The 17,359-nt window shown below is 59.7% G+C and carries 22 protein-coding genes and 1 tRNA gene; 10 read left to right on the top strand and 13 right to left on the bottom strand.

The features are described 5' to 3' along the window. Positions 1 to 35 precede the first annotated feature (35 nt). Complete coding sequence (locus QTA58_RS22485) at positions 36 to 590, top strand: TetR/AcrR family transcriptional regulator (RefSeq protein ID WP_289670910.1); 555 nt, start codon at positions 36 to 38, stop codon at positions 588 to 590. A 559-nt stretch (positions 591 to 1,149) separates the two neighbouring features. Continuing rightward, positions 1,150 to 2,250: a 2-dehydropantoate 2-reductase N-terminal domain-containing protein gene (locus tag QTA58_RS22480; protein WP_289670909.1), complete on the top strand. Its 1,101-nt coding sequence runs from the start codon at positions 1,150 to 1,152 to the stop codon at positions 2,248 to 2,250. A 244-nt stretch (positions 2,251 to 2,494) separates the two neighbouring features. Here the strand turns inward: QTA58_RS22480 and QTA58_RS22475 are convergent, their stop codons facing one another. After that, entirely contained in the window at positions 2,495 to 2,932 is a 438-nt protein-coding gene (locus tag QTA58_RS22475; protein WP_289670908.1) for a VOC family protein, read from the bottom strand. Positions 2,933 to 3,078: 146 nt separating this feature from the next. Between QTA58_RS22475 and QTA58_RS22470 the strand changes: the two genes are divergently transcribed. Continuing rightward, positions 3,079 to 3,987, top strand: a complete 909-nt coding sequence (locus QTA58_RS22470) for a hypothetical protein (RefSeq protein WP_289670907.1) — start codon at positions 3,079 to 3,081, stop codon at positions 3,985 to 3,987. Positions 3,988 to 4,009: 22 nt separating this feature from the next. Here the strand turns inward: QTA58_RS22470 and QTA58_RS22465 are convergent, their stop codons facing one another. The 9 genes from QTA58_RS22465 to QTA58_RS22420 form a co-directional block, all read right to left on the bottom strand. After that, on the bottom strand, positions 4,010 to 4,246 hold the full coding sequence (locus tag QTA58_RS22465; RefSeq protein ID WP_289670906.1) for a hypothetical protein: 237 nt from the start codon (positions 4,244 to 4,246) through the stop codon (positions 4,010 to 4,012). An 84-nt stretch (positions 4,247 to 4,330) separates the two neighbouring features. After that, a complete protein-coding gene (locus QTA58_RS22460) occupies positions 4,331 to 4,846 on the bottom strand; it encodes a hypothetical protein (RefSeq protein WP_289670905.1) in 516 nt (171 codons plus the stop codon). Positions 4,847 to 5,194: 348 nt separating this feature from the next. After that, positions 5,195 to 5,512: a hypothetical protein gene (locus tag QTA58_RS22455; protein ID WP_289670904.1), complete on the bottom strand. Its 318-nt coding sequence runs from the start codon at positions 5,510 to 5,512 to the stop codon at positions 5,195 to 5,197. Beyond that, positions 5,509 to 5,760: a hypothetical protein gene (locus QTA58_RS22450; RefSeq protein ID WP_289670903.1), complete on the bottom strand. Its 252-nt coding sequence runs from the start codon at positions 5,758 to 5,760 to the stop codon at positions 5,509 to 5,511. Before QTA58_RS22450 ends, QTA58_RS22455 begins: the two co-directional genes overlap by 4 nt. Further along, entirely contained in the window at positions 5,757 to 5,951 is a 195-nt protein-coding gene (locus QTA58_RS22445) for a hypothetical protein (protein ID WP_289670902.1), read from the bottom strand. Before QTA58_RS22445 ends, QTA58_RS22450 begins: the two co-directional genes overlap by 4 nt. Positions 5,952 to 6,138: 187 nt before the next feature. Beyond that, complete coding sequence (locus tag QTA58_RS22435) at positions 6,139 to 6,819, bottom strand: SOS response-associated peptidase (protein WP_289670900.1); 681 nt, start codon at positions 6,817 to 6,819, stop codon at positions 6,139 to 6,141. Between the two features lie 9 nt (positions 6,820 to 6,828). Then, entirely contained in the window at positions 6,829 to 7,524 is a 696-nt protein-coding gene (locus tag QTA58_RS22430) for a hypothetical protein (RefSeq protein WP_289670899.1), read from the bottom strand. 8 nt (positions 7,525 to 7,532) lie between these two features. Further along, positions 7,533 to 7,751 carry a hypothetical protein gene (locus QTA58_RS22425; protein ID WP_289670898.1) on the bottom strand — a complete coding sequence of 73 codons (219 nt, stop codon included), beginning with the start codon at positions 7,749 to 7,751 and terminating at the stop codon, positions 7,533 to 7,535. A 10-nt stretch (positions 7,752 to 7,761) separates the two neighbouring features. Then, on the bottom strand, positions 7,762 to 8,223 hold the full coding sequence (locus tag QTA58_RS22420; RefSeq protein ID WP_289670897.1) for a hypothetical protein: 462 nt from the start codon (positions 8,221 to 8,223) through the stop codon (positions 7,762 to 7,764). A gap of 171 nt (positions 8,224 to 8,394) precedes the next feature. On the opposite strand from QTA58_RS22420, the gene ligD reads away from it, so the two are divergent. Then, entirely contained in the window at positions 8,395 to 9,441 is a 1,047-nt protein-coding gene (gene ligD, locus QTA58_RS22415; RefSeq protein ID WP_289670896.1) for a non-homologous end-joining DNA ligase, read from the top strand. 39 nt (positions 9,442 to 9,480) lie between these two features. On the opposite strand, the gene QTA58_RS22410 is transcribed toward ligD, so the two are convergent. Beyond that, complete coding sequence (locus QTA58_RS22410; protein WP_289670895.1) at positions 9,481 to 9,687, bottom strand: CsbD family protein; 207 nt, start codon at positions 9,685 to 9,687, stop codon at positions 9,481 to 9,483. Between the two features lie 71 nt (positions 9,688 to 9,758). Next, on the bottom strand, positions 9,759 to 9,914 hold the full coding sequence (locus QTA58_RS22405; RefSeq protein ID WP_289670894.1) for a hypothetical protein: 156 nt from the start codon (positions 9,912 to 9,914) through the stop codon (positions 9,759 to 9,761). Between the two features lie 242 nt (positions 9,915 to 10,156). Between QTA58_RS22405 and QTA58_RS22400 the strand changes: the two genes are divergently transcribed. After that, positions 10,157 to 10,230, top strand: a tRNA-Cys gene (locus QTA58_RS22400). 21 nt (positions 10,231 to 10,251) lie between these two features. Here QTA58_RS22400 and QTA58_RS22395 read toward each other — a convergent pair. After that, a complete protein-coding gene (locus QTA58_RS22395; RefSeq protein WP_289670893.1) occupies positions 10,252 to 11,178 on the bottom strand; it encodes a lytic transglycosylase domain-containing protein in 927 nt (308 codons plus the stop codon). 398 nt (positions 11,179 to 11,576) lie between these two features. Between QTA58_RS22395 and QTA58_RS22390 the strand changes: the two genes are divergently transcribed. From QTA58_RS22390 to QTA58_RS22370, 5 genes are all read left to right on the top strand, one after another. Beyond that, positions 11,577 to 11,870 (top strand): hypothetical protein, encoded by a 294-nt coding sequence (locus QTA58_RS22390; RefSeq protein ID WP_085424142.1) that lies wholly within the window; start codon positions 11,577 to 11,579, stop codon positions 11,868 to 11,870. Positions 11,871 to 12,108: 238 nt separating this feature from the next. Continuing rightward, on the top strand, positions 12,109 to 12,306 hold the full coding sequence (locus tag QTA58_RS22385) for a hypothetical protein (protein WP_143531753.1): 198 nt from the start codon (positions 12,109 to 12,111) through the stop codon (positions 12,304 to 12,306). A 154-nt stretch (positions 12,307 to 12,460) separates the two neighbouring features. Beyond that, on the top strand, positions 12,461 to 13,114 hold the full coding sequence (locus QTA58_RS22380; RefSeq protein WP_143531754.1) for a protein-L-isoaspartate O-methyltransferase: 654 nt from the start codon (positions 12,461 to 12,463) through the stop codon (positions 13,112 to 13,114). A gap of 248 nt (positions 13,115 to 13,362) precedes the next feature. Beyond that, the gene (locus QTA58_RS22375) at positions 13,363 to 14,244 is read left to right on the top strand and encodes a DUF2497 domain-containing protein (protein ID WP_289673279.1); all 882 of its coding nucleotides are present in this window, start codon (positions 13,363 to 13,365) and stop codon (positions 14,242 to 14,244) included. Positions 14,245 to 14,490: 246 nt separating this feature from the next. Beyond that, complete coding sequence (locus tag QTA58_RS22370; protein ID WP_289670892.1) at positions 14,491 to 17,322, top strand: valine--tRNA ligase; 2,832 nt, start codon at positions 14,491 to 14,493, stop codon at positions 17,320 to 17,322. Positions 17,323 to 17,359 lie beyond the last annotated feature (37 nt).

The raw sequence follows: 17,359 nt of genomic DNA, 5'->3' as shown, positions 1-17,359 counted from the left end.
TTGCTTCATAACCGAATGTCCGTTTATATATCTCGATGGCCAGACGCAAGACAATCCCCGATGAACAGGTTCTCGACACCTTGTTCGAGCTGATGATGAAGACAGGACCTGATGATTTGACCTTTGCGCGCGCTGCAAAGACCTCAGGCTTGGCGGCGGCGACACTGGTGCAGCGCTACGGCAACCGTGAGCGCATGGTCGAGGCGATCCTCATGCAGGCCTGGGACCGCCTTGATGCGAAGACAAAGGCGGCAGACGACGAGGAGGATCTATCGCCTGAGGGAGCCATCAAGCTTCTACTGCGCCTCATGTCTCCCGATACGGCCGAGCGTGATGCCACTGACGGGCTTCTTCTACTTCGGGAAGACATTCGAAACCCAAGACTTCGCGAAAGGGGCGCAGCGTGGGGTCGCGCATTGGTCTCGGCCTTGGGACGGCGCTTGTCGGCGGACCCCCAGGAGGCGGATATGCTGGGCTGGCAGATGGCCGCCCTCTGGCAAGGTGCACACACCTGGTGGGCATTCGATCAGACAGTGCCCGCAGATCGTGCGATCCGGCAAGCTCTGGAGGCTTGGCTGCAACGGCGTTAGCAGCCGGTAGCCGATGGACTTTCAACGTAATAGGTGTTTTGCTGACAAGTTCCCAGAGCGGCAGGCCCTTCGGAAAGCGGCCGCGGCAACATCAACGGCAACAAAGCGCGAACACCGGACATTGCGGCTGCCGCAAAACTCCCTATTCTGCGACGTTGCAAACGTCAGGAAAACAAGTGCCGCTCTAATTGGGAGATTTGCGACAAACGCGATGGCCCAAGTACCATGTACTTCCTACAAAGGCGTCGTAGGTCTCCCAGGCTCTACGTCACATATGAAAGGAGAGCCAAATCAAAACCGATTGGAGTCTGATCGGGGAAATGATCGGCGCGGCGTTTGATGCTTATGAACGGATGGAGGTGGCCGGCTCGGCGTGTCTTCTGGAGAGGGGAATGCGTAGCGAAAGGCGATGCAGAACCTGCGGCCAAGATGCGGTAAGGCCCGAGTCGCCAGGCTATCGACTTGGCGTCATCGACCACGGCTTATATCCCCGTCCTTAGCTGGTCCGGGAACAATATCGTGTGGGGTTATGTGCTATGGCGGATCGGAGAACTCGGCTATGAACGCTGGGTTGGGCGTGAATAACCTCCGCTATATTATCTGGACGTTCGTTGCCTTCGGCCCAAGTCTTTTAAAATTTCAAGATGGAACCGGGCCTGTCCGGATCGCTTGCACAAGGTCTTTGAAAATGCGTTTCATAATTCATGGTGTGGGTGCCATCGGCGGCACGATTGCGGTCTCGCTTGCTTCGGCCAGTCAGAAGGTCATCGGGATCGCGCGCGGCGAGCAGCTAAAGGCGATCAAAGCGAAGGGGCTGACATTGCGGACTCCCAGGGGAACCGAGACATGTCACTTCGAATGCGTGGAATCGCCGAGCGCGATCGCGCTTCTTCCTGACGATGTGGTGCTGGTCTGTACGAAGACCCAACACATGGGTGCAGTGATCGAGCAACTCGCGGCGGCTGGCCTTCAGAACCAGTCGATCTTCTGCTTCCAGAACGGTGTCGAGAACGAACGCACCGCTTTGCGGCGTTTTGCCAATGTACATGGCGTGAGCGTCATACTGCCGGCGGACTATGTCACGCCCGGCGAGATCCTCGCCTTCGGATCACCTCACTCCGGCTATTTCTATCTTGGCCGGTATCCGCAAGGTTTCGACAGTGTCGATGAAGCCGTCGCGCAGGCGCTCACGGCGTCAGACCTGCCAGCCTTTGTGGTTCCGGACGTGATGAAGAACAAATATGGAAAGCTGCTCTTAAACCTTCACAACATCGTCGAGGCCGCATGCGCCGACCAGGGCGATATCGCGCCAATCGTCGACCTTCTCCGCCAAGAGGCAGAGGTGGTTTTCGCCGCTTCGGGCGTGCAATGGCAGAGCGTCGGTGAAACCGATCCCAACCGTGGAAGGTTGATGAAGATGACATCGATCGCAGGTTTCAGCCGTGCGGGGAGCTCCTCCATGCAAAGCCTTGCCCGCTCCACGGGATCTATCGAGACCGATTATCTCAACGGTGAAGTCGTTCTACTGGGGCGGCTGCATGGTGTCCCCACACCTGCCAATACCTGGTTCTGCGAACTCGCTGCCCGCATGGTACGAGAAAAACTGCGGCCCGGAACGATTCCGCTGGACGAGGTCAAGCGGGCGCTGTCTCTCGCTTAGAGTATCGGGTTTGATCAACATCTGTGTGCAGCCGGTGGTCTAAGGCACCCAATGACAGAAGGTGCAAGAGCGGCTTCATTATGTGATCGAACGGACCCGTTCCGCCGGCTGCTCCTAACGCAACATGCGTCGCAAATATCCTAACATGTCAAACAAACCCTCCAGCCCTGAAAAGTAAAGGGAATTTTCGTCACGAAACTCGCTCTCAAAAGTCGAAGTTTCGCGACAGACATTTGCGACAGATTTAAGCTGCGAGTGACATGCCCTCGGCCTTACGCTCCACGAGCACCCAAATGTGGCCGAACGGATCGAAGATCGAGGCCACGCGGCGGCCTATCACGTCAGTCTGGATTTCGTCTCGGATCACAGCTCCGGCTGAAAGGGCGCGCTGCATTACACCTTCAATGTTGCCAACCTTGAGCTGGAAAATCGTGCTGACCGCCCCTGGTTCTTTCGGAAAGAAAGGGCCACCGTAGGATGGAGACTTTTCGCGATTGGGATTAGAGCCGGCGACCCACACAGGCAGGTTCCCGAACCGCATTTCGACAGCCGCCAGAGCGCCATCGATGTCATTAGTGTTCTCTTCCTGCGCACCAAAGGCGGCGGCATAGAAATTAGCGGCCTCTCTCTCCCGCCCATGTTCAACAAACAAAGAAAGTTCGACAATGATATCTGCGGACATCTTGGCTCCTCGCTCTATCTGAATCACCTCTCCATCATACCGCAGACTTTGCCGAACCACTGGCATCGGACGAGAGGCCGCCAAATTCAGGATTCAAAACCATTTCGCCGAGGGCAGATGACCGGTTTGGGCCGGAAGCGGACGCTATGGCGACGAGCACCACATGTTCCCTTTATTCGGCCATGGCTGAGCCAACCCTCGCGAAGCAACACCTTCCCGGCATCTCTTCCATTAGGAAGAACAATGCGCACCAGCTCACGCGCTCGGAAGTCAGATCCTTCCCGCCGCTGTCGACAAGGCGGTACCCGCCCGACATGAGCGCCTGCAGCCGCAGCTTCGCTCTCTCCCCCACTTCCTTCTCCCGATCGCACTCGGCCTCAAAGGTCTCCGGCGCGTCGGTGTCCAGCAGTCGCCATTTCACGCCTCGCCATCCGTCGTTGTTCCGACATACATTGCATCCATTTGATAAACTGAACGGGGTATTTTGTAAGATGCGGCACATTTTGGTGTATGGAGCGATCCTTGGTTGTTTGGTGGCGTCAAATAATCCGGCAAGCGCGTGTGTTACTAGGGCCAGACTTGATCTGGCAGATGTCAAATTTGCAGATGTCGTCGTGATTGGGCGCATTTCGGATTACGAGCACGTCCTCGACCCCGATGCACGAAAGCGGCGCGAAGACATGATGGGAACTGCTCCCGAACCGCTGAGAGCCATCCTTGGCAAGCAATCCCGCTTTCTTTCAGACTACGTTCGTTTCCAAGTGAATGTGGATGAGGTTCTCGCTGGTGATGCACCGAATGTTTTTCCAGTGACGTGGGATAACTCGACCTTCGGCGAGCCTGAGATAATCGAGCCCGGCAGCTACCTGATTGCAGTTAGAAAGTCGGGGGCGCAACGCCCGCCACTTCGGGGGGCGAGCGCGACAATCGTGCCAACGCCGGAACCGGATAAAATGACTGTATTGCAAGCGCCTTGTGCGGCGGCCTTTTTCTTTGATGCGGAAAGTGAGGAAGCTCAAGGCATTCGTCGCATACTAAGTACGGATCGGAAATGATCAGCGCCATCAACTACTTCCCTCAGAAGTCGGCAACCTCCTGCCGCGAAACTCGTCCGGGCAGATGCGCCTGTATGTTCACCAGCGGGAGAGGTTCGGCGCTGTAGGTCGCGTGGGCCGTCAGTGGTACAATTGAGATTTCGAAGCCGCATTTCGCCGCCGCTCGAATTGCGTGATTGACGTTCCTCATGGCTTCGACCAGCCGCCGCTCAGCCTCCCGTTGGCTTTTCGTTTTGGGAAACTCATGGATTTCCGCCATCTTGTAATCCTCGCCCGCATGCAAGGGGCTTATGCGGTTGGTATGAATTTGCTGGGCCTCGCTCCGGCTTCCCCCTTCGGGCGCTTATTCGTCGTTGGGGTGCTCCGCGCATTTGTCGGAGAAGTAATTCGTGGATATCGCAAGCCTGCCCGCCGTGCTGCTGAACTGTACAACGACACCTACGCCATCCACCTCCGCGAAACGGGCATCAATAGTCGAGATTTGGGTCGATCCGGCCATGAATGACCCGACCTGAAGTTTTGGCTCTCCCCGTTTCACCCGCAGGTTAGAGACAAGCTGAGCGAAGTCGTCCAGATTGCCCGCCACATTTTCGGTTACACTCGTCACAGTATCATTGCAGACATGAATGCCTATGTTCTGTTCCTTTACGATCCACGAGCGTGGTAGCTCCGGTGAAATGGTGACGAGCTGCCAGCCCCGTGAAGCAGCATAACGCTTGGCTTCTTCAAGGGAGCTGCCGAGGCCAAACCCTCCAGGGAGGGTGATCCAGTCCGCTGCCGCCAAATGGACGTTACAAAGCAGCACGGCAACAACGATTGTGAAGAGCCTAGGTCGAATTTGGATGTACCGTCGCATCATGCGGCGAGCATATTCAATTCGGACGCTTAATCCAATGTCCGCTTTTGGCGGCCAAAGGAGACGCTATCACCCCAGCTTCCGATTCAACTGGCAGAGCATGTGCCGGTTCTCATCGTCGGGTCTCACGCTCTGATGAACAGGCACCCAGCCAACAGAAAAAGCGCGCTCGCCTGCATGATCCACATCGGCCATTCTTGAGCCATTGCTTCCTCCCTTTCGGGAGAAAGGCTCGGGGAAAAGGATCGTTCCAAATGTGCCGCGAAACAAACCCGCTGATGCAGGTTGGGGGCGTATTGGACCACGGGATCAATCGTTTCCCACACGCGATGGAGGCAGCGGCCGGATGGCTTAAGGCATTGCTCCTCCGCTCGTAACGTCACTTCTCGCATCTAGTATGATCTTGAGGTTTCGGATCACGCCGGCCGCCTCCAGCAATGCTGATTTGATCTCGTCATCCGAGAACATCGGGACGGATCGAGACATGGTGAGGAAGTCGATTGCCGGATCGCGATCGAGGCTGTCTTGCTCCACTCCGATTTCGTCGCGAGCATCGCGAACAGTTCGATAGGCGCGGTCAAGCAGACTACCGCGTTCGGCCGCAGACAGTTTTTCCACCTCATTCGCTGCGCGCACAAGTTCCGCAACGAAGTCCGAGATGGAGCTCATGCACTCCCCTCGGGCTCGTCGCGACTGAGCTGATCGGCGAAGTCCAGCATCACCTCTGCCATCGGCCCCGACTTTTCTCGTGCCGTCCTCTCGGCAAGCATCCGCACATTCGCTTCGAAGTGCTTCGCGTTCATCGCGCCAGCCTCCTCGAGGGTCTTGGTCAGAGCCAGGAGGATCGATGTCGTCGCCGCGTGGATGATTGCCGTGGTTTCAAGCACCTCTTGCGGAGTGGTCTTGTGTTTACTCATTGCACCGTCTCCTCATCCGGCTCCTGATCGCCCGAGTTTAGCATATCCACCAGCACATCGGCTTCATCGAGCTTCAGACCCGCGCGCGGCTTGCCGCCGACGCTCACCGTCCGCCCGGTGCGGACATCGAATATCTCGTAGGTGTCGTAGCCGTCCTTGCGGATGTCGAAGCGGTCCGGTTCGGACGTCATGACCAAGCTCATCCCTCACGGTAGAATGGCTTATGCGGGTAATGTTCGCTGCAATGCCACGTCGGCTTTTCGGCCTTCGACCGCGCGAAGCCATAGCAGCCCCATTTGTCGCAGCCCGGATGCTCGCACCAATGGCTTTCATGAATACCGGCGCCTGGCTGATCGGTACGGGTCTCGGGGCTTATGCTCATAGCAGGCTCGGTTCCTCATCATCTTTCGGTTGCGACGGTGGCGGATCGACGATCACCAGCATGTTGCCGGGGAGGGGGCGTTGCAGGTGCTTTACTTCTTCCCATGGTGCCGTGAGCCATAGATCGACTTCCTCCGGAGTCGTCAATATCGCCGGCATTGCCTTCTGATGGACCGGAAAAACGATCTCGTTCGGTGATGTCGTCAGGAAGCCGAAGAGTTCGAACTCCTGCTCTCCGTCCCGAACCTTGCGAACGCCTCTCCACGGCGTCCAGAAACCGGCGAAGAACATCAGCGGGCGCTCTTCGCTAGCGGCGAACCATGCATTTGGAACGCGACCTCCCGGCACCTGCCTTGCCGGGTCCGGTTCGGCAAATGACGTGAACGGCACCACACAGCGACTTGTCGGCCCAAGCCAGCGCCGCCAGTGCGGCGAGTTCACGTTGCGGATGTTGGTCACGCCCGGGTCGTAGTTGCGGGTGAGGAAGGCGGGAGAGGGCATTCCCCACGTCAGGCTGGCGATTTCCCGCTCTCCATCTTCTCCAACGCGCACGACTGGCGCCTTATAGCCCGGATAGACGTCCATCGACGGCTGGTTCCATCCCGCTTTGTCCCGGAAGGCCTTGGTGAACTGCATCACCGCTTCTTTCGTCGTGGTCATGTTGTAGAGATTGCACATTTCCCCTCCTTAGGCCTCCCGCCTGTTTTTCGCTTCCTGCCTCTCTTCCTGAAGCATTTTTTTATAACACCATTCCACCCGGCACGCCGCCATGAGGCGGGATGCCTCCCAGCCGAAACCTTGCCCCGGGCGTTTCCGCCTTCGTTCCTCCACGCCGTAGAGCACCCAGAACCATACGTCCTTGTTGGTCACGTGCGGTTCAAACCGGAAAACGCGGCCAATCGGACGGGTGCCATCGAAGCCGATGATATCCTCCGGATACTCATCTTCCCAGCTTTGCTGCCAGCGGTATTTGGGCTTCGTCCCTGCCGGGATCGCATCGAACATCTTCCACCCGTTTCGCTCAGCCACCTGGATTTCGGCATTCCGTGCCCGCTCTTCACGCTGCCGCGCCGTCTCCTCCCGCTCCAGGGCGGCTCTGCTGGCCTCCTCATTCGCCTTCGCCTGCCGCGCGTGAATTGCCGCCATCGCGGATTTTCCCTGCTCCGTGTAAGCACCGCAAGGGACTGCACCGGAATAGGGCTCCCGATTGCGACAGGAGCTGGTGAGCGTCGTGACCATGTGCCAGATGTAGGTTTCGGGATCGAATTTCTTGCGCAGATCGGCGGTAGGGAAAATCTCGCTCCTGGGGCAGACCGTGCATGCGATCTGAACGGCCTCGTCCGGGACATCCCGCAAGGTTGCCCAACATCCCTCGAATGACATCGCGATGCCTATTTACGCTCGTAGCTCGGCCGCCAGCCGCGCGTGAAGCCTTTGCTGCCGGCGGCTTCCATCAGCGCGAGTTGGACCCGCAGATGGCGGTTGTCTTCCAGAAGGGTGGCAATCGTCGCCTTCGCATCGCCCTCGTGCCAGGCGAGCTCTGCCTCGACGGCCCAGCGGAGGTCGTCGTGGTCCGGTCCGGGTTGATCATTCTTCTTGTCGGCTTGCATTACTCGAACTCTATTGGAGGGTGATCCCGGCCGGCCGCTGATCAATCGGCGAGGACGGTCCCGTGGGCATGTTCTGCGGTGCTTCCGGATCATGCGACTGATCGCGGAATTCGCTCATCCAGTACATGGCCGTTTCCGTTGGATGTTCGCTGTAGAACCATGCCGGAAAGGCCGGTACGGACGAGCTGACATAGACGGCTACAGACAGTCCGACGGCGGGATTGAGCGCGATGTGAAGCGCATTCCCGTTCGGCTCTTCCGGCGCACGGTCGAGATAATCCCAGACGAATTCTTCCGCGATGCTGCCTTCGAAGTCGTTTGGATTCATCCCGGCCGCTTCGATTGCGGCAACAAGAGTGGGCGACAGCTCTCGCAGCGGGCATCTCACTGGAATAGAGAGATGGCCGCTGAACGCATCGCGTTTAGGCGGCTCCACGTCCAGAGCCTTGAGCTTTTCCTCTTTCAGAAACATCGGATGCCTCCTGTTGCAGGCATGACTTGCCGTTCGCGCCGAAGCGCGGTCGAGCTTGTGGATAACATGTGGATTAGCCGCTTCCTCGCGGCCCCGATGTTCTAATTATGTTCTCATTTATTGGTGAGAGTCAACAGGACTCTCTTAAGTCGATGCTGATATAGTGCGGGGATGACAAAGCGCCCCCGCAAACCATCGAAGCCGCTCCTGATCGATGAAAACCTGCCGCTGCAAAGCCGGCCGATCATGAAGCGCGATCCGAAACAGCCACAGCTCCTCTTCGATCCGATGCCCGAGAGGGTGGAGCCCTGCCTTGCGCTCCTCAAGAACAAGCCGCCCGAGGGGCGGGAATGGTCCTACGAGATCAAATGGGATGGATATCGCCTGGCAGTCCATATCGAGCCCAGGCAGGTCCGGATCATCACCCGTGGCGGCCATGACTGGACGCACCGCTTCCCGTCGATCGCTGACGCGGCGAAAGCCCTAATGCCGAGCACGATGATCCTCGATGGCGAGGCGGTCGTGTTCAATGAGCAGGGCATTCCGGATTTCGGGCTGCTGCAGAACTCGCTCGGCGGGCGAGGGGGCAAGCTCCCGTCGCGCAATTCCGTCCTGATGGCCTTCGATCTTCTCTATCTCGACGGCCACGATCTGCGCGACATGGAATACCGGTCCCGCCGGCATCTGCTCGAAGACACCATTTCGGGAATGGAAGGCGCGATCCGGCTCTCCGAAGAGTTCGAGGAGGATCCGGATGATCTGCTCCGTCACGCCTGCACCAGCGGCCTCGAGGGGATCATCGCCAAGAACCTTGACCAGCCATACCGTTCCGGCCGGACAGGGGATTGGCTGAAGATCAAATGCATCCAGAGCGACAGTTTCGCCATCGTCGGCTATGAGCCATCCACGAAAGTGCCGGGGGCTTTCGCGAGCCTGCTGCTCGCCGGCCGGTATCGTGATGGGTGGAAATACGTCGGCAGTGTCGGTACCGGTTTCAAACACGACGAAGCGCGGCGCCTGAAGAAGCTGCTCGACAAGATCAAGACGAGGGTTCCGGTCGTGGCCGTGCCAGGCAAGAACCTCGTCATGACCGGGCCGGCCTATATCGCTGAGGTCGAATATCGCGGCTGGACGCATACCGGCACACTACGGCATGCTTCGTTCAAGGGGTTGAGAGAGGCGGAGGACGCTGCCGAGGTCTATCGGCTGCCGGATTAATGGCATAGCAAAAAGCCCCGCCGGAGCGGGGCTGGCATTTCAGTGGAAGTTCTGGCGACCGTACCAGTCGTCGACATCCTTGCGGGTACGATCCTTCTCATAGCCGTACCGTTCCTGGATTTTGCCTTCAAGCTGATCTCGCTTGCCGGCGATCCTATCGAGGTCGTCGTCGGTGAGTTTGCCCCACTGTTCTTTGACCTTGCCCTTTATCTGCTTCCAGTTACCCTCGACGTGATTCCAGTCCATGGTTAGTGTCTCCTCCTACTATTCAAGGAATAAGCTCCTAACCGTCAACTCGCGGAAATGTTCTCGCGAGGCTATTCCAGCTTCCGCTTCATCGCCCTCAGCAGCGCGTCGAGTTCGGCATTATTGACGTTCGCCAGCATGAGGTTGTCCGCAACCTCGATGATCGCGGTGAGCACTTCCGTTTCGTCCCAGCCGGCCTGTACTGCTTCTTCGATCAGATCCTGCAACGGTAACTCCACCGCCATCTGGCAGAGCAGGTGGCGGTTTTCGTCGTCGGGCGGAGGCGGGGGAGGGATATCGCTCATCCCGAAGAGGATAGGGCGGCTTCGTCGTCGGGGAAGGCGCGGGCGAACGTTGTGGAAACAGCTTTTCAGAAATCGCAGAGGATCGATTTTCAGAAATCCTCTCTTGCATCATTCTAAGTTTACGTCTAATCCGCTGCCACCACTCAGGAAATGACTATTGCGACGGCCTCGTGGCGGAGTGGTGACGCAGAGGACTGCAAATCCTTGCACCCGAGTTCGATTCTCGGCGAGGCCTCCAATCTCACTCCATGCTACGCCATCAGTTCCTGAACACGGTGCAGGCCCCACCCGCGGCCTTGATCTCGTTGCAGAGCTGCGTCGCCTCCGCTCGTGTTTCCCGCCCGATCCTTGCCGCATAACGCGGCCGAGAACCGAAATTTCCGCCTCGCTGGCGAACCATGAGGGCCCTTTCGGAATTGAGCGGCTCCGGAAGCCGGCTGACGGTATTTGTGAAGAGCCGGCCGGCCACGGTCGGATCATAATGGGCGGCGAGTTGCACGCCCCAGGGAGCCCAATCGGCGGAGCCGACCAGGACCGGTTCCCTGAGGCGGCGCGTGCTCGCGAGCTCCACGCAGCCATCCATGAAAGGTTTGGATGCATTGAGGGGAGGGGCCGCGGTCTCCGGCGGCTTGTCCTTCCAGATCTCGACCGGATATCCCGTGATGGCGAACACGTAGTCGCGCGTCTCGATCGGCAACCGCCCCGCCTTGAGAAAGGTTGCCAGGCCCGTTTCGCCGGCATTGTAGGCGGCTGCGGCAAGGCCGAGATTTCCATAGCGGCCGCGCAGGTCGCTCAGGTATCGCGAAGACGCGGCGAGCGCCTCTATCACGTCGAAACTGTTCGAAAGCCCGCGAAGCCGCGCTGTTCCCGGCATGAATTGCGCGATGCCCTCTGCGCCTTTGGGGCTCACCGCCTCCGCTTGGAACAGGCTCTCCCGCCAGATCAGGCGCGCGAAGAATTCAGGCGGCAGCGCATTGGCGGCAGCGACATGCTCCATCACATGGCAGAGGTCGCGATTGTAGCTTTCGCGCCGGATGCATAGGGCCTCGGCCTCATCCTTTCCGGCGCGCTCATAGAGACAGCCGCCGGCCTTGGCCTCCCCGTCTGCGGAATAGGCTCCGTCCGGGCAGGCCGCTGCGGCGGACAGGGCCAGACTTGCGGCGATGAGACCACGGACCCTCGTCAATCGCGCGATCCTCATAGGCTCCTGATCCAGTTTCTGCCTCGGCGCCTTCATCGATGCGCCGGCTCCTGCATTGATCCCGGCTCTGCCGGATTGTTCGAAACCTCGGTCATCCCGGCATCACCGCCCTGTTTTTATCCGCTTCTGCCGCGGCTTCGATCGCGGCCAAAGTGAGATAGGAGTGGTTCTTCAAAGCGGCAACCCCGCCGTGAAAAGGGCGTGTTGCTTTTGGTCTCCGGGCGTTTTCGAGGTCTGGTGCGACAGGTGGGATCGCTCCTGCGATCAAGAGCAATCGGCCGCGGATAATTTAACCATGTTTATTCTTATGATGTGGTATTTGGGTATTGACAAAGCCCCGCTCCGTCGGCTGATGTATTGAGGTGCTCGGGGGAAGATGCCACATGTGCAAGCTTACAGCATTTGCAAAGATGCGTGCATTTATAGATACGCTGGGCGACGATCCGGAAGATATATCCGAAGCCTTCCTCCACGCAATGATTGACGGCCAGGCAATCAATATTTCCGACGATACCGTGAGCGTCATCCTGTCGCAATATGCGATGAGAGTATCGGAGATTGCCGGGATTTCCCCAGACACGACGTTGATGAATATCTTGTTTCATGCGAAGGTCATGGTGGATTTGTCGGCCGGAGATGCGCTGGGCGCGCAATATTACCCTTCCAACGTGCAGTAAGCCGACGGGATAAGCCTAGATATTCCGGTCATCGCGTCGAGAGTTGCTCCAAATTATGGCGCGGTTGCTCGCTGGCTGGGCTGACACGTGAGACTTCTCCTCGAAACCCTTTGCTCTCCGTCGAATGGGCCTGCGCCCGGGCATGCGCCGTAATATGGTTAATTTTTAACTTTCTCATCCTAGCCTGGGAACGGAAAGGCCTGTTCATGGCTTTATGGGCGGAACGGAGGGAAGCGGCATGATCACCAGGACAATCACCGTACAGCGCCAGCCGGCCAACGAGGTCGAGGGGACCGGCACTTTCGCCGACGGAATTTTCCCGCTGACCTCCGCAGAGCAACTGGCCTTCGACAGGGATCACGGCCTGCGCACCTCCTACGGACGGGACTATCTCGCTGTCCGCAAGCTCGACGTGGCGCCCCCGGCCTACGCCTGATCCGCCGGATTCCTCGGAACCGCGACGAACGTTTCCGCTATCTTCTCCGCTTTTTTGCCTGGAAGTGGAGCAGCGTCTTGAAAGCGTGCCGCAGCGTCAGTAAGACGGAACGCATTGGACCGGCTCTTTGCCGGGTGTTTTTAGGACGACTGAGATGATGGATTTCGAAGCAGCACGGACAAAGATGGTCGAAAATCAGATACGCACTACCGATGTCACGTCGCATTCGGTTCTGCGGGCCTTCTACACCGTCCCGCGCGAAGCCTTCGTGCCGGCCAAGGCCAAATCGCTCGCCTATATCGACACGGATATCGAGGTGGCGCCGGGCCGCTATCTGATGGAGGCTTCGCCGCTGGCCAAGCTCCTGCAGCTTGCCGCCATCACCAAGGACGATGTCGTGCTCGAAGTGGGGACCGGCAGCGGTTATGCGTCCGCCATCCTGTCGCTGCTTGCGGGCTCGGTGGTCTCGCTGGAAGTGGATGAGGCCCTGGCGGCCCAGGCTGCGGAAGCGCTTTCCTCGCTCGGCTGCGACAATGTGGCGGTGGTGACCGGTGCGCTGGAACAAGGATATGCGGACGAGGCGCCCTACGACCTGATCTTCGTCAACGGTGCCGTCGAGGAAGTGCCTGCCGCTTTGCTGGAGCAGCTCCGTGAAGGCGGTCGTCTCGTGGCTGTCGTGGGCTATGGCAATGCCGCCCAGGCGAAGGTGCTCGTGCGCGAGCAGGGTGTGATTTCCGAAGGCGCGCATTTCAATGCCTCGGTGAAGCCTCTGCCGGGGTTCCGCAAGGCCAAGGAATTCGTCTTCTGATTGCTGCAGGCGATCCTGATGCATCGAAAAAGGGCCTGCGACGAGGCCCTTTTTCGTTCCGGACGGATATGATTCTCCGTTCCGTCGAAGTGTGACATCCGGGATTCACCTCGCCAACAAAACTGTGCATCGGCTCGCCGCATGAGGCACTTGTCATTGTTTCCGGCTCCCCCGACACCTTAAACTGACGGCGATTCGAAAGCGCCTTTTCAGGGGCCGAATCGGGGTGCCGGTAACAGGGGATGAAAATGGCTCAGCCAAATGTAGCGCGTGAACCCTCCATGGAAGAAATCTTGGCGTCCATTCGCCGGATCATTGAAAGCAATGAGCCGAACGCCGAGAACGCGTCCCTCCGTCCGCTGCCTCCGGCCTATGAGGATGAAATCGATGAAGCCGAAGAAGCGGATTTTGGTCCGGATGCGGCTGCCAACGATCCCGGCCTGCCCACGCGCAACGAAGCGATGAACCAGGCGCCCGCACCGGTACCGGCGGACCAGCCGGCTCAACCGGAGCGTTCCCTTTCTCTGGCCGACGTCGCCGCGCGGGTGCGCGCGGCTTCCGCGCGCCAGCAGGAAGCCGGCAACGTGCGGCCCGCTGTGACCGCGACCGCTCCGGCTGCCGCTGTTCCGGCCCCAGCGGCTCCGGCAGCCCTCCCGGAGGAGCAGGTTCCGTTGCGTTCTCAGAGCCAGCGCATGCCCGAAGTGCCGCGCCTGTCTGAATTCCGCGGGCCGTCGGCTGCTCCAGCCGTTCAGCCGGTCTTGCCGCAGTCCGAACCCGTTGATCGCGCGGTGCCGCCGGCTTTCGAGCCGCCGCAGCCGGCAGCCGCAAGGGCGGAAGCGCCCGCTTTGCATGAGCCGAAGCTTGCCGCCGCTCCTGAACCGCAGAGCCTGCCGGCCAAGATCGAAGAGGCGGCAAGTCTTCTGTCCGCCGAAGCGGGCGCGCAGGTCGCGAAATCCTTCAGCGATCTCGCCGCCGTGTTCAACGGCATCGAGCGCCGTTCTCTGGAGGAGATGGCGCAGGACATGCTGCGCCCGATGCTGCAGGAATGGTTGGACGACAATCTGCCGACGTTGGTCGAGCGCCTGGTGCGCGAGGAGATCGAGCGCGTGGCCCGCGGTCCACGCCGCTGATCCAGTGGTCGGCGCAACCGATCCAAGGGCCAGCACAGCTGGTCCCCCCGGCAGCATAGCTGCTCCAAGGGCCAGCACAGCTGGTCCCCGGGCTGGCATAGCTGGTTCCGGGCCGTCGTAGCCGATCCGCCGGCTACGATCGACGGTCAAATCGCCGCTCCGGTGTCGGGGCGGCTTTTTTATTGACTTGGAACACCCCATCCTATTTACACGCCGATATCTTCAAAGACCAAAACGGGTCAGGAAATGCTCGAAAAGACCTATGATTCCGCAGCCGTAGAACCGAAGATCGCAAAAGCCTGGGACGAGGCGGACGCTTTCCGCGCCGGCGTCAATGCGAAGCCCGGAGCGGAAACCTTCACGATCGTGATCCCGCCGCCGAACGTCACCGGTTCGCTGCACATGGGTCATGCGCTCAACAACACGCTGCAGGACGTCATGGTCCGCTTCGAGCGCATGCGCGGCAAGGACGTGTTGTGGCAGCCGGGCATGGACCATGCGGGCATCGCCACGCAGATGGTCGTCGAGCGCCAGTTGATGGAGCGCCAGCTTCCGGGCCGCCGCGAGATGGGCCGCGAGGCCTTCGTCGAGAAGGTCTGGGAATGGAAGGCGGAATCGGGCGGCCTGATCTTCAATCAGTTGAAGCGCCTCGGCGCTTCCTGCGACTGGTCGCGCGAACGCTTCACCATGGACGAGGGGCTGTCGAAGGCCGTCCTCGAAGTCTTCGTCACGCTCTACAAGCAGGGCCTGATCTATAAGGACAAGCGTCTGGTCAACTGGGACCCGAAGCTGCTCACCGCCATTTCCGACCTTGAAGTCGAGCAGCACGAGATCAACGGCAATCTCTGGCATCTGCGTTATCCGCTGGAGCCGGGCGTCACCTACCAGCATCCGGTCGCTTTCGACGAAGACGGCAAACCGACCGAGTTCGAAACGAGGGACTATCTCGTCGTCGCCACCACCCGCCCGGAAACGATGCTCGGCGATACCGGCGTTGCGGTAAACCCGGACGACGACCGTTACAAGCCGCTCATCGGCAAGCATGTGATCCTGCCGATCGTCGGCCGCCGCATCCCGATCGTCGCTGACAGCTACGCCGATCCGACCGCCGGAACCGGTGCCGTCAAGATCACGCCGGCGCACGACTTCAACGACTTCGAGGTCGGCAGGCGTGCGGGCCTGCGCGCCATCAACATCATGAATGTCGACGGCACGATCACCATCAAGGACAACGAGGATTTCCTCGAAGGTCTCGATCATCCAGCAGCACTTCATGGCGCCTGGGACCGGCTGGAGGGGCAGGACCGCTTCTATGCCCGCAAGGTCATCGTCGAGATATTCGAGGAAGCCGGTCTGCTCGACAGGATCGAGCCGCACAAGCACATGGTTCCGCATGGCGACCGCGGCGGCGTGCCGATCGAGCCGCGCCTGACGGAGCAGTGGTATGTCGATGCCCATACGCTCGCTCAGCCGGCGATTGCTTCGGTCCGTGAAGGCCGAACCAAATTCGTGCCGAAGAATTGGGAAAAAACCTATTTCGAGTGGATGGAGAACATCCAGCCTTGGTGCATTTCGCGTCAGCTCTGGTGGGGCCATCAGATTCCGGCCTGGTACGGTCCCGATGGACAGGTCTTCGTCGAAAAGACGGAGGAAGAGGCGCTTCAGGCCGCGATCCAGCATTATCTGTCCCATGAAGGGCCGATGAAGGCCTATGTCGAGGACCTGCTGGAGAACTTCAAGCCGGGCGAAATCCTGACCCGCGACGAGGACGTGCTCGATACCTGGTTCTCCTCGGCCCTTTGGCCCTTCTCGACGCTCGGCTGGCCGGACAAGACGAAAGAGCTGGAAAAATATTACCCGACCAGCGTTCTGGTCACGGGCTTCGACATCATCTTCTTCTGGGTCGCCCGCATGATGATGATGGGCCTTCACTTCATGAAGGACGAGGAGGGCAATCCGGTCGAGCCCTTCCACACCGTCTATGTCCATGCGCTGGTCCGCGACAAGAACGGTCAGAAGATGTCGAAGTCGAAAGGCAACGTCATCGATCCGCTGAACCTCATCGACGAATACGGCGCCGACGCGCTGCGTTTCACGCTGGCGATCATGGCGGCGCAGGGCCGCGACGTGAAGCTCGATCCGGCCCGCATCGCCGGTTACCGCAATTTCGGCACGAAACTCTGGAACGCCACCCGTTTCGCCGAGATGAACGGCGTCAAGGCCGATCCGAAATTCATTCCGGAAACCGCCACGCTCACCATCAACCGCTGGATCCTGACGGAGCTTTCCGCGACGATCCGCGACGTCACCGAGGCGATCGAAACCCAGCGCTTCAACGAGGCGGCGGGCTCGCTCTACCGTTTCGTCTGGAACCAGGTCTGCGACTGGTATCTGGAATTCCTGAAGCCCGTCTTCGCCAGCGAAGACGAGAAGGCCAAGGCGGAGGCGCAGGCCTGTGCGGCTTATGTGCTGCAGCAGACCTATAAGCTGCTCCACCCCTTCATGCCGTTCATGACGGAGGAGCTCTGGGCCCATACCGATACGCGCGACGGCCTGCTCTGCCATGCGGAATGGCCGGCGCCGGAATTTTCCGATCCGGCGGCAGCCGAAGAGATCAACTGGCTGGTCGATCTCGTCTCCGGCCTGCGCTCGGCGCGCGCCGAGATGAACGTGCCGCCGTCGGCCGTCGCGCCGCTGATCGTGGTCGGCGCCAATGAAACCAGCCAGGCGCGCCTCAAGCGTCACGAGGCGGCGATCAAGCGCCTCTCCCGTGTCGACGCCATCGAACTTGCCGATGTTGCTCCGAAGGGAGCGGCTCAGATCGTGGTCGGCGAGGCGACCGCCTGCCTGCCGCTCGGCAATCTGATCGACCTTTCGGCAGAAAAGGCACGTATCGAGAAGGCGGTCGCCAAGACGGAGAGCGAAATGGACCGGACGGCCAAGAAGCTGGCGAACGAGAAGTTCGTCGCCAATGCCGATCCGGAAGTGGTCGCGGCCGAGCGCGAGCGCCTCGCGGAACTCGAAGTGCAGCTTGCGAATCTCAAAACCGCATTGCTGAGAATCAGCGAAGCCGGCTGATCCGTTCCCGACAGATGGTCGAAGGATGCCGCGCCGG

The organism is Neorhizobium sp. CSC1952, from assembly GCF_030378245.1.
GTDB lineage: Bacteria > Pseudomonadota > Alphaproteobacteria > Rhizobiales > Rhizobiaceae > Neorhizobium > Neorhizobium oryzae_A.
The sequence above is the reverse complement of the archived record's forward strand: the minus strand, read 5'-3'. Positions and strand labels throughout refer to the sequence as shown.

What these genes read in the sequence shown, in the direction of transcription:
- QTA58_RS22450 (WP_289670903.1), bottom strand. Translation starts at nt 5,760, where the DNA reads ATGAGTAAACACAAGACCACTCCGCAAGAGGTGCTTGAAACCACGGCA.
- QTA58_RS22380 (WP_143531754.1), top strand. Translation starts at nt 12,461, where the DNA reads ATGATGGATTTCGAAGCAGCACGGACAAAGATGGTCGAAAATCAGATA.
- QTA58_RS22485 (WP_289670910.1), top strand. Translation starts at nt 36, where the DNA reads ATGGCCAGACGCAAGACAATCCCCGATGAACAGGTTCTCGACACCTTG.
- QTA58_RS22470 (WP_289670907.1), top strand. Translation starts at nt 3,079, where the DNA reads ATGGCGACGAGCACCACATGTTCCCTTTATTCGGCCATGGCTGAGCCA.
- QTA58_RS22390 (WP_085424142.1), top strand. Translation starts at nt 11,577, where the DNA reads ATGTGCAAGCTTACAGCATTTGCAAAGATGCGTGCATTTATAGATACG.
- QTA58_RS22475 (WP_289670908.1), bottom strand. Translation starts at nt 2,932, where the DNA reads ATGTCCGCAGATATCATTGTCGAACTTTCTTTGTTTGTTGAACATGGG.
- QTA58_RS22425 (WP_289670898.1), bottom strand. Translation starts at nt 7,751, where the DNA reads ATGCAAGCCGACAAGAAGAATGATCAACCCGGACCGGACCACGACGAC.
- QTA58_RS22375 (WP_289673279.1), top strand. Translation starts at nt 13,363, where the DNA reads ATGGCTCAGCCAAATGTAGCGCGTGAACCCTCCATGGAAGAAATCTTG.
- QTA58_RS22435 (WP_289670900.1), bottom strand. Translation starts at nt 6,819, where the DNA reads ATGTGCAATCTCTACAACATGACCACGACGAAAGAAGCGGTGATGCAG.
- QTA58_RS22385 (WP_143531753.1), top strand. Translation starts at nt 12,109, where the DNA reads ATGATCACCAGGACAATCACCGTACAGCGCCAGCCGGCCAACGAGGTC.
- QTA58_RS22445 (WP_289670902.1), bottom strand. Translation starts at nt 5,951, where the DNA reads ATGACGTCCGAACCGGACCGCTTCGACATCCGCAAGGACGGCTACGAC.
- QTA58_RS22430 (WP_289670899.1), bottom strand. Translation starts at nt 7,524, where the DNA reads ATGTCATTCGAGGGATGTTGGGCAACCTTGCGGGATGTCCCGGACGAG.
- QTA58_RS22370 (WP_289670892.1), top strand. Translation starts at nt 14,491, where the DNA reads ATGCTCGAAAAGACCTATGATTCCGCAGCCGTAGAACCGAAGATCGCA.
- QTA58_RS22460 (WP_289670905.1), bottom strand. Translation starts at nt 4,846, where the DNA reads ATGATGCGACGGTACATCCAAATTCGACCTAGGCTCTTCACAATCGTT.
- QTA58_RS22455 (WP_289670904.1), bottom strand. Translation starts at nt 5,512, where the DNA reads ATGAGCTCCATCTCGGACTTCGTTGCGGAACTTGTGCGCGCAGCGAAT.
- QTA58_RS22410 (WP_289670895.1), bottom strand. Translation starts at nt 9,687, where the DNA reads ATGGACTGGAATCACGTCGAGGGTAACTGGAAGCAGATAAAGGGCAAG.
- QTA58_RS22465 (WP_289670906.1), bottom strand. Translation starts at nt 4,246, where the DNA reads ATGGCGGAAATCCATGAGTTTCCCAAAACGAAAAGCCAACGGGAGGCT.
- ligD (WP_289670896.1), top strand. Translation starts at nt 8,395, where the DNA reads ATGACAAAGCGCCCCCGCAAACCATCGAAGCCGCTCCTGATCGATGAA.
- QTA58_RS22420 (WP_289670897.1), bottom strand. Translation starts at nt 8,223, where the DNA reads ATGTTTCTGAAAGAGGAAAAGCTCAAGGCTCTGGACGTGGAGCCGCCT.
- QTA58_RS22480 (WP_289670909.1), top strand. Translation starts at nt 1,150, where the DNA reads ATGAACGCTGGGTTGGGCGTGAATAACCTCCGCTATATTATCTGGACG.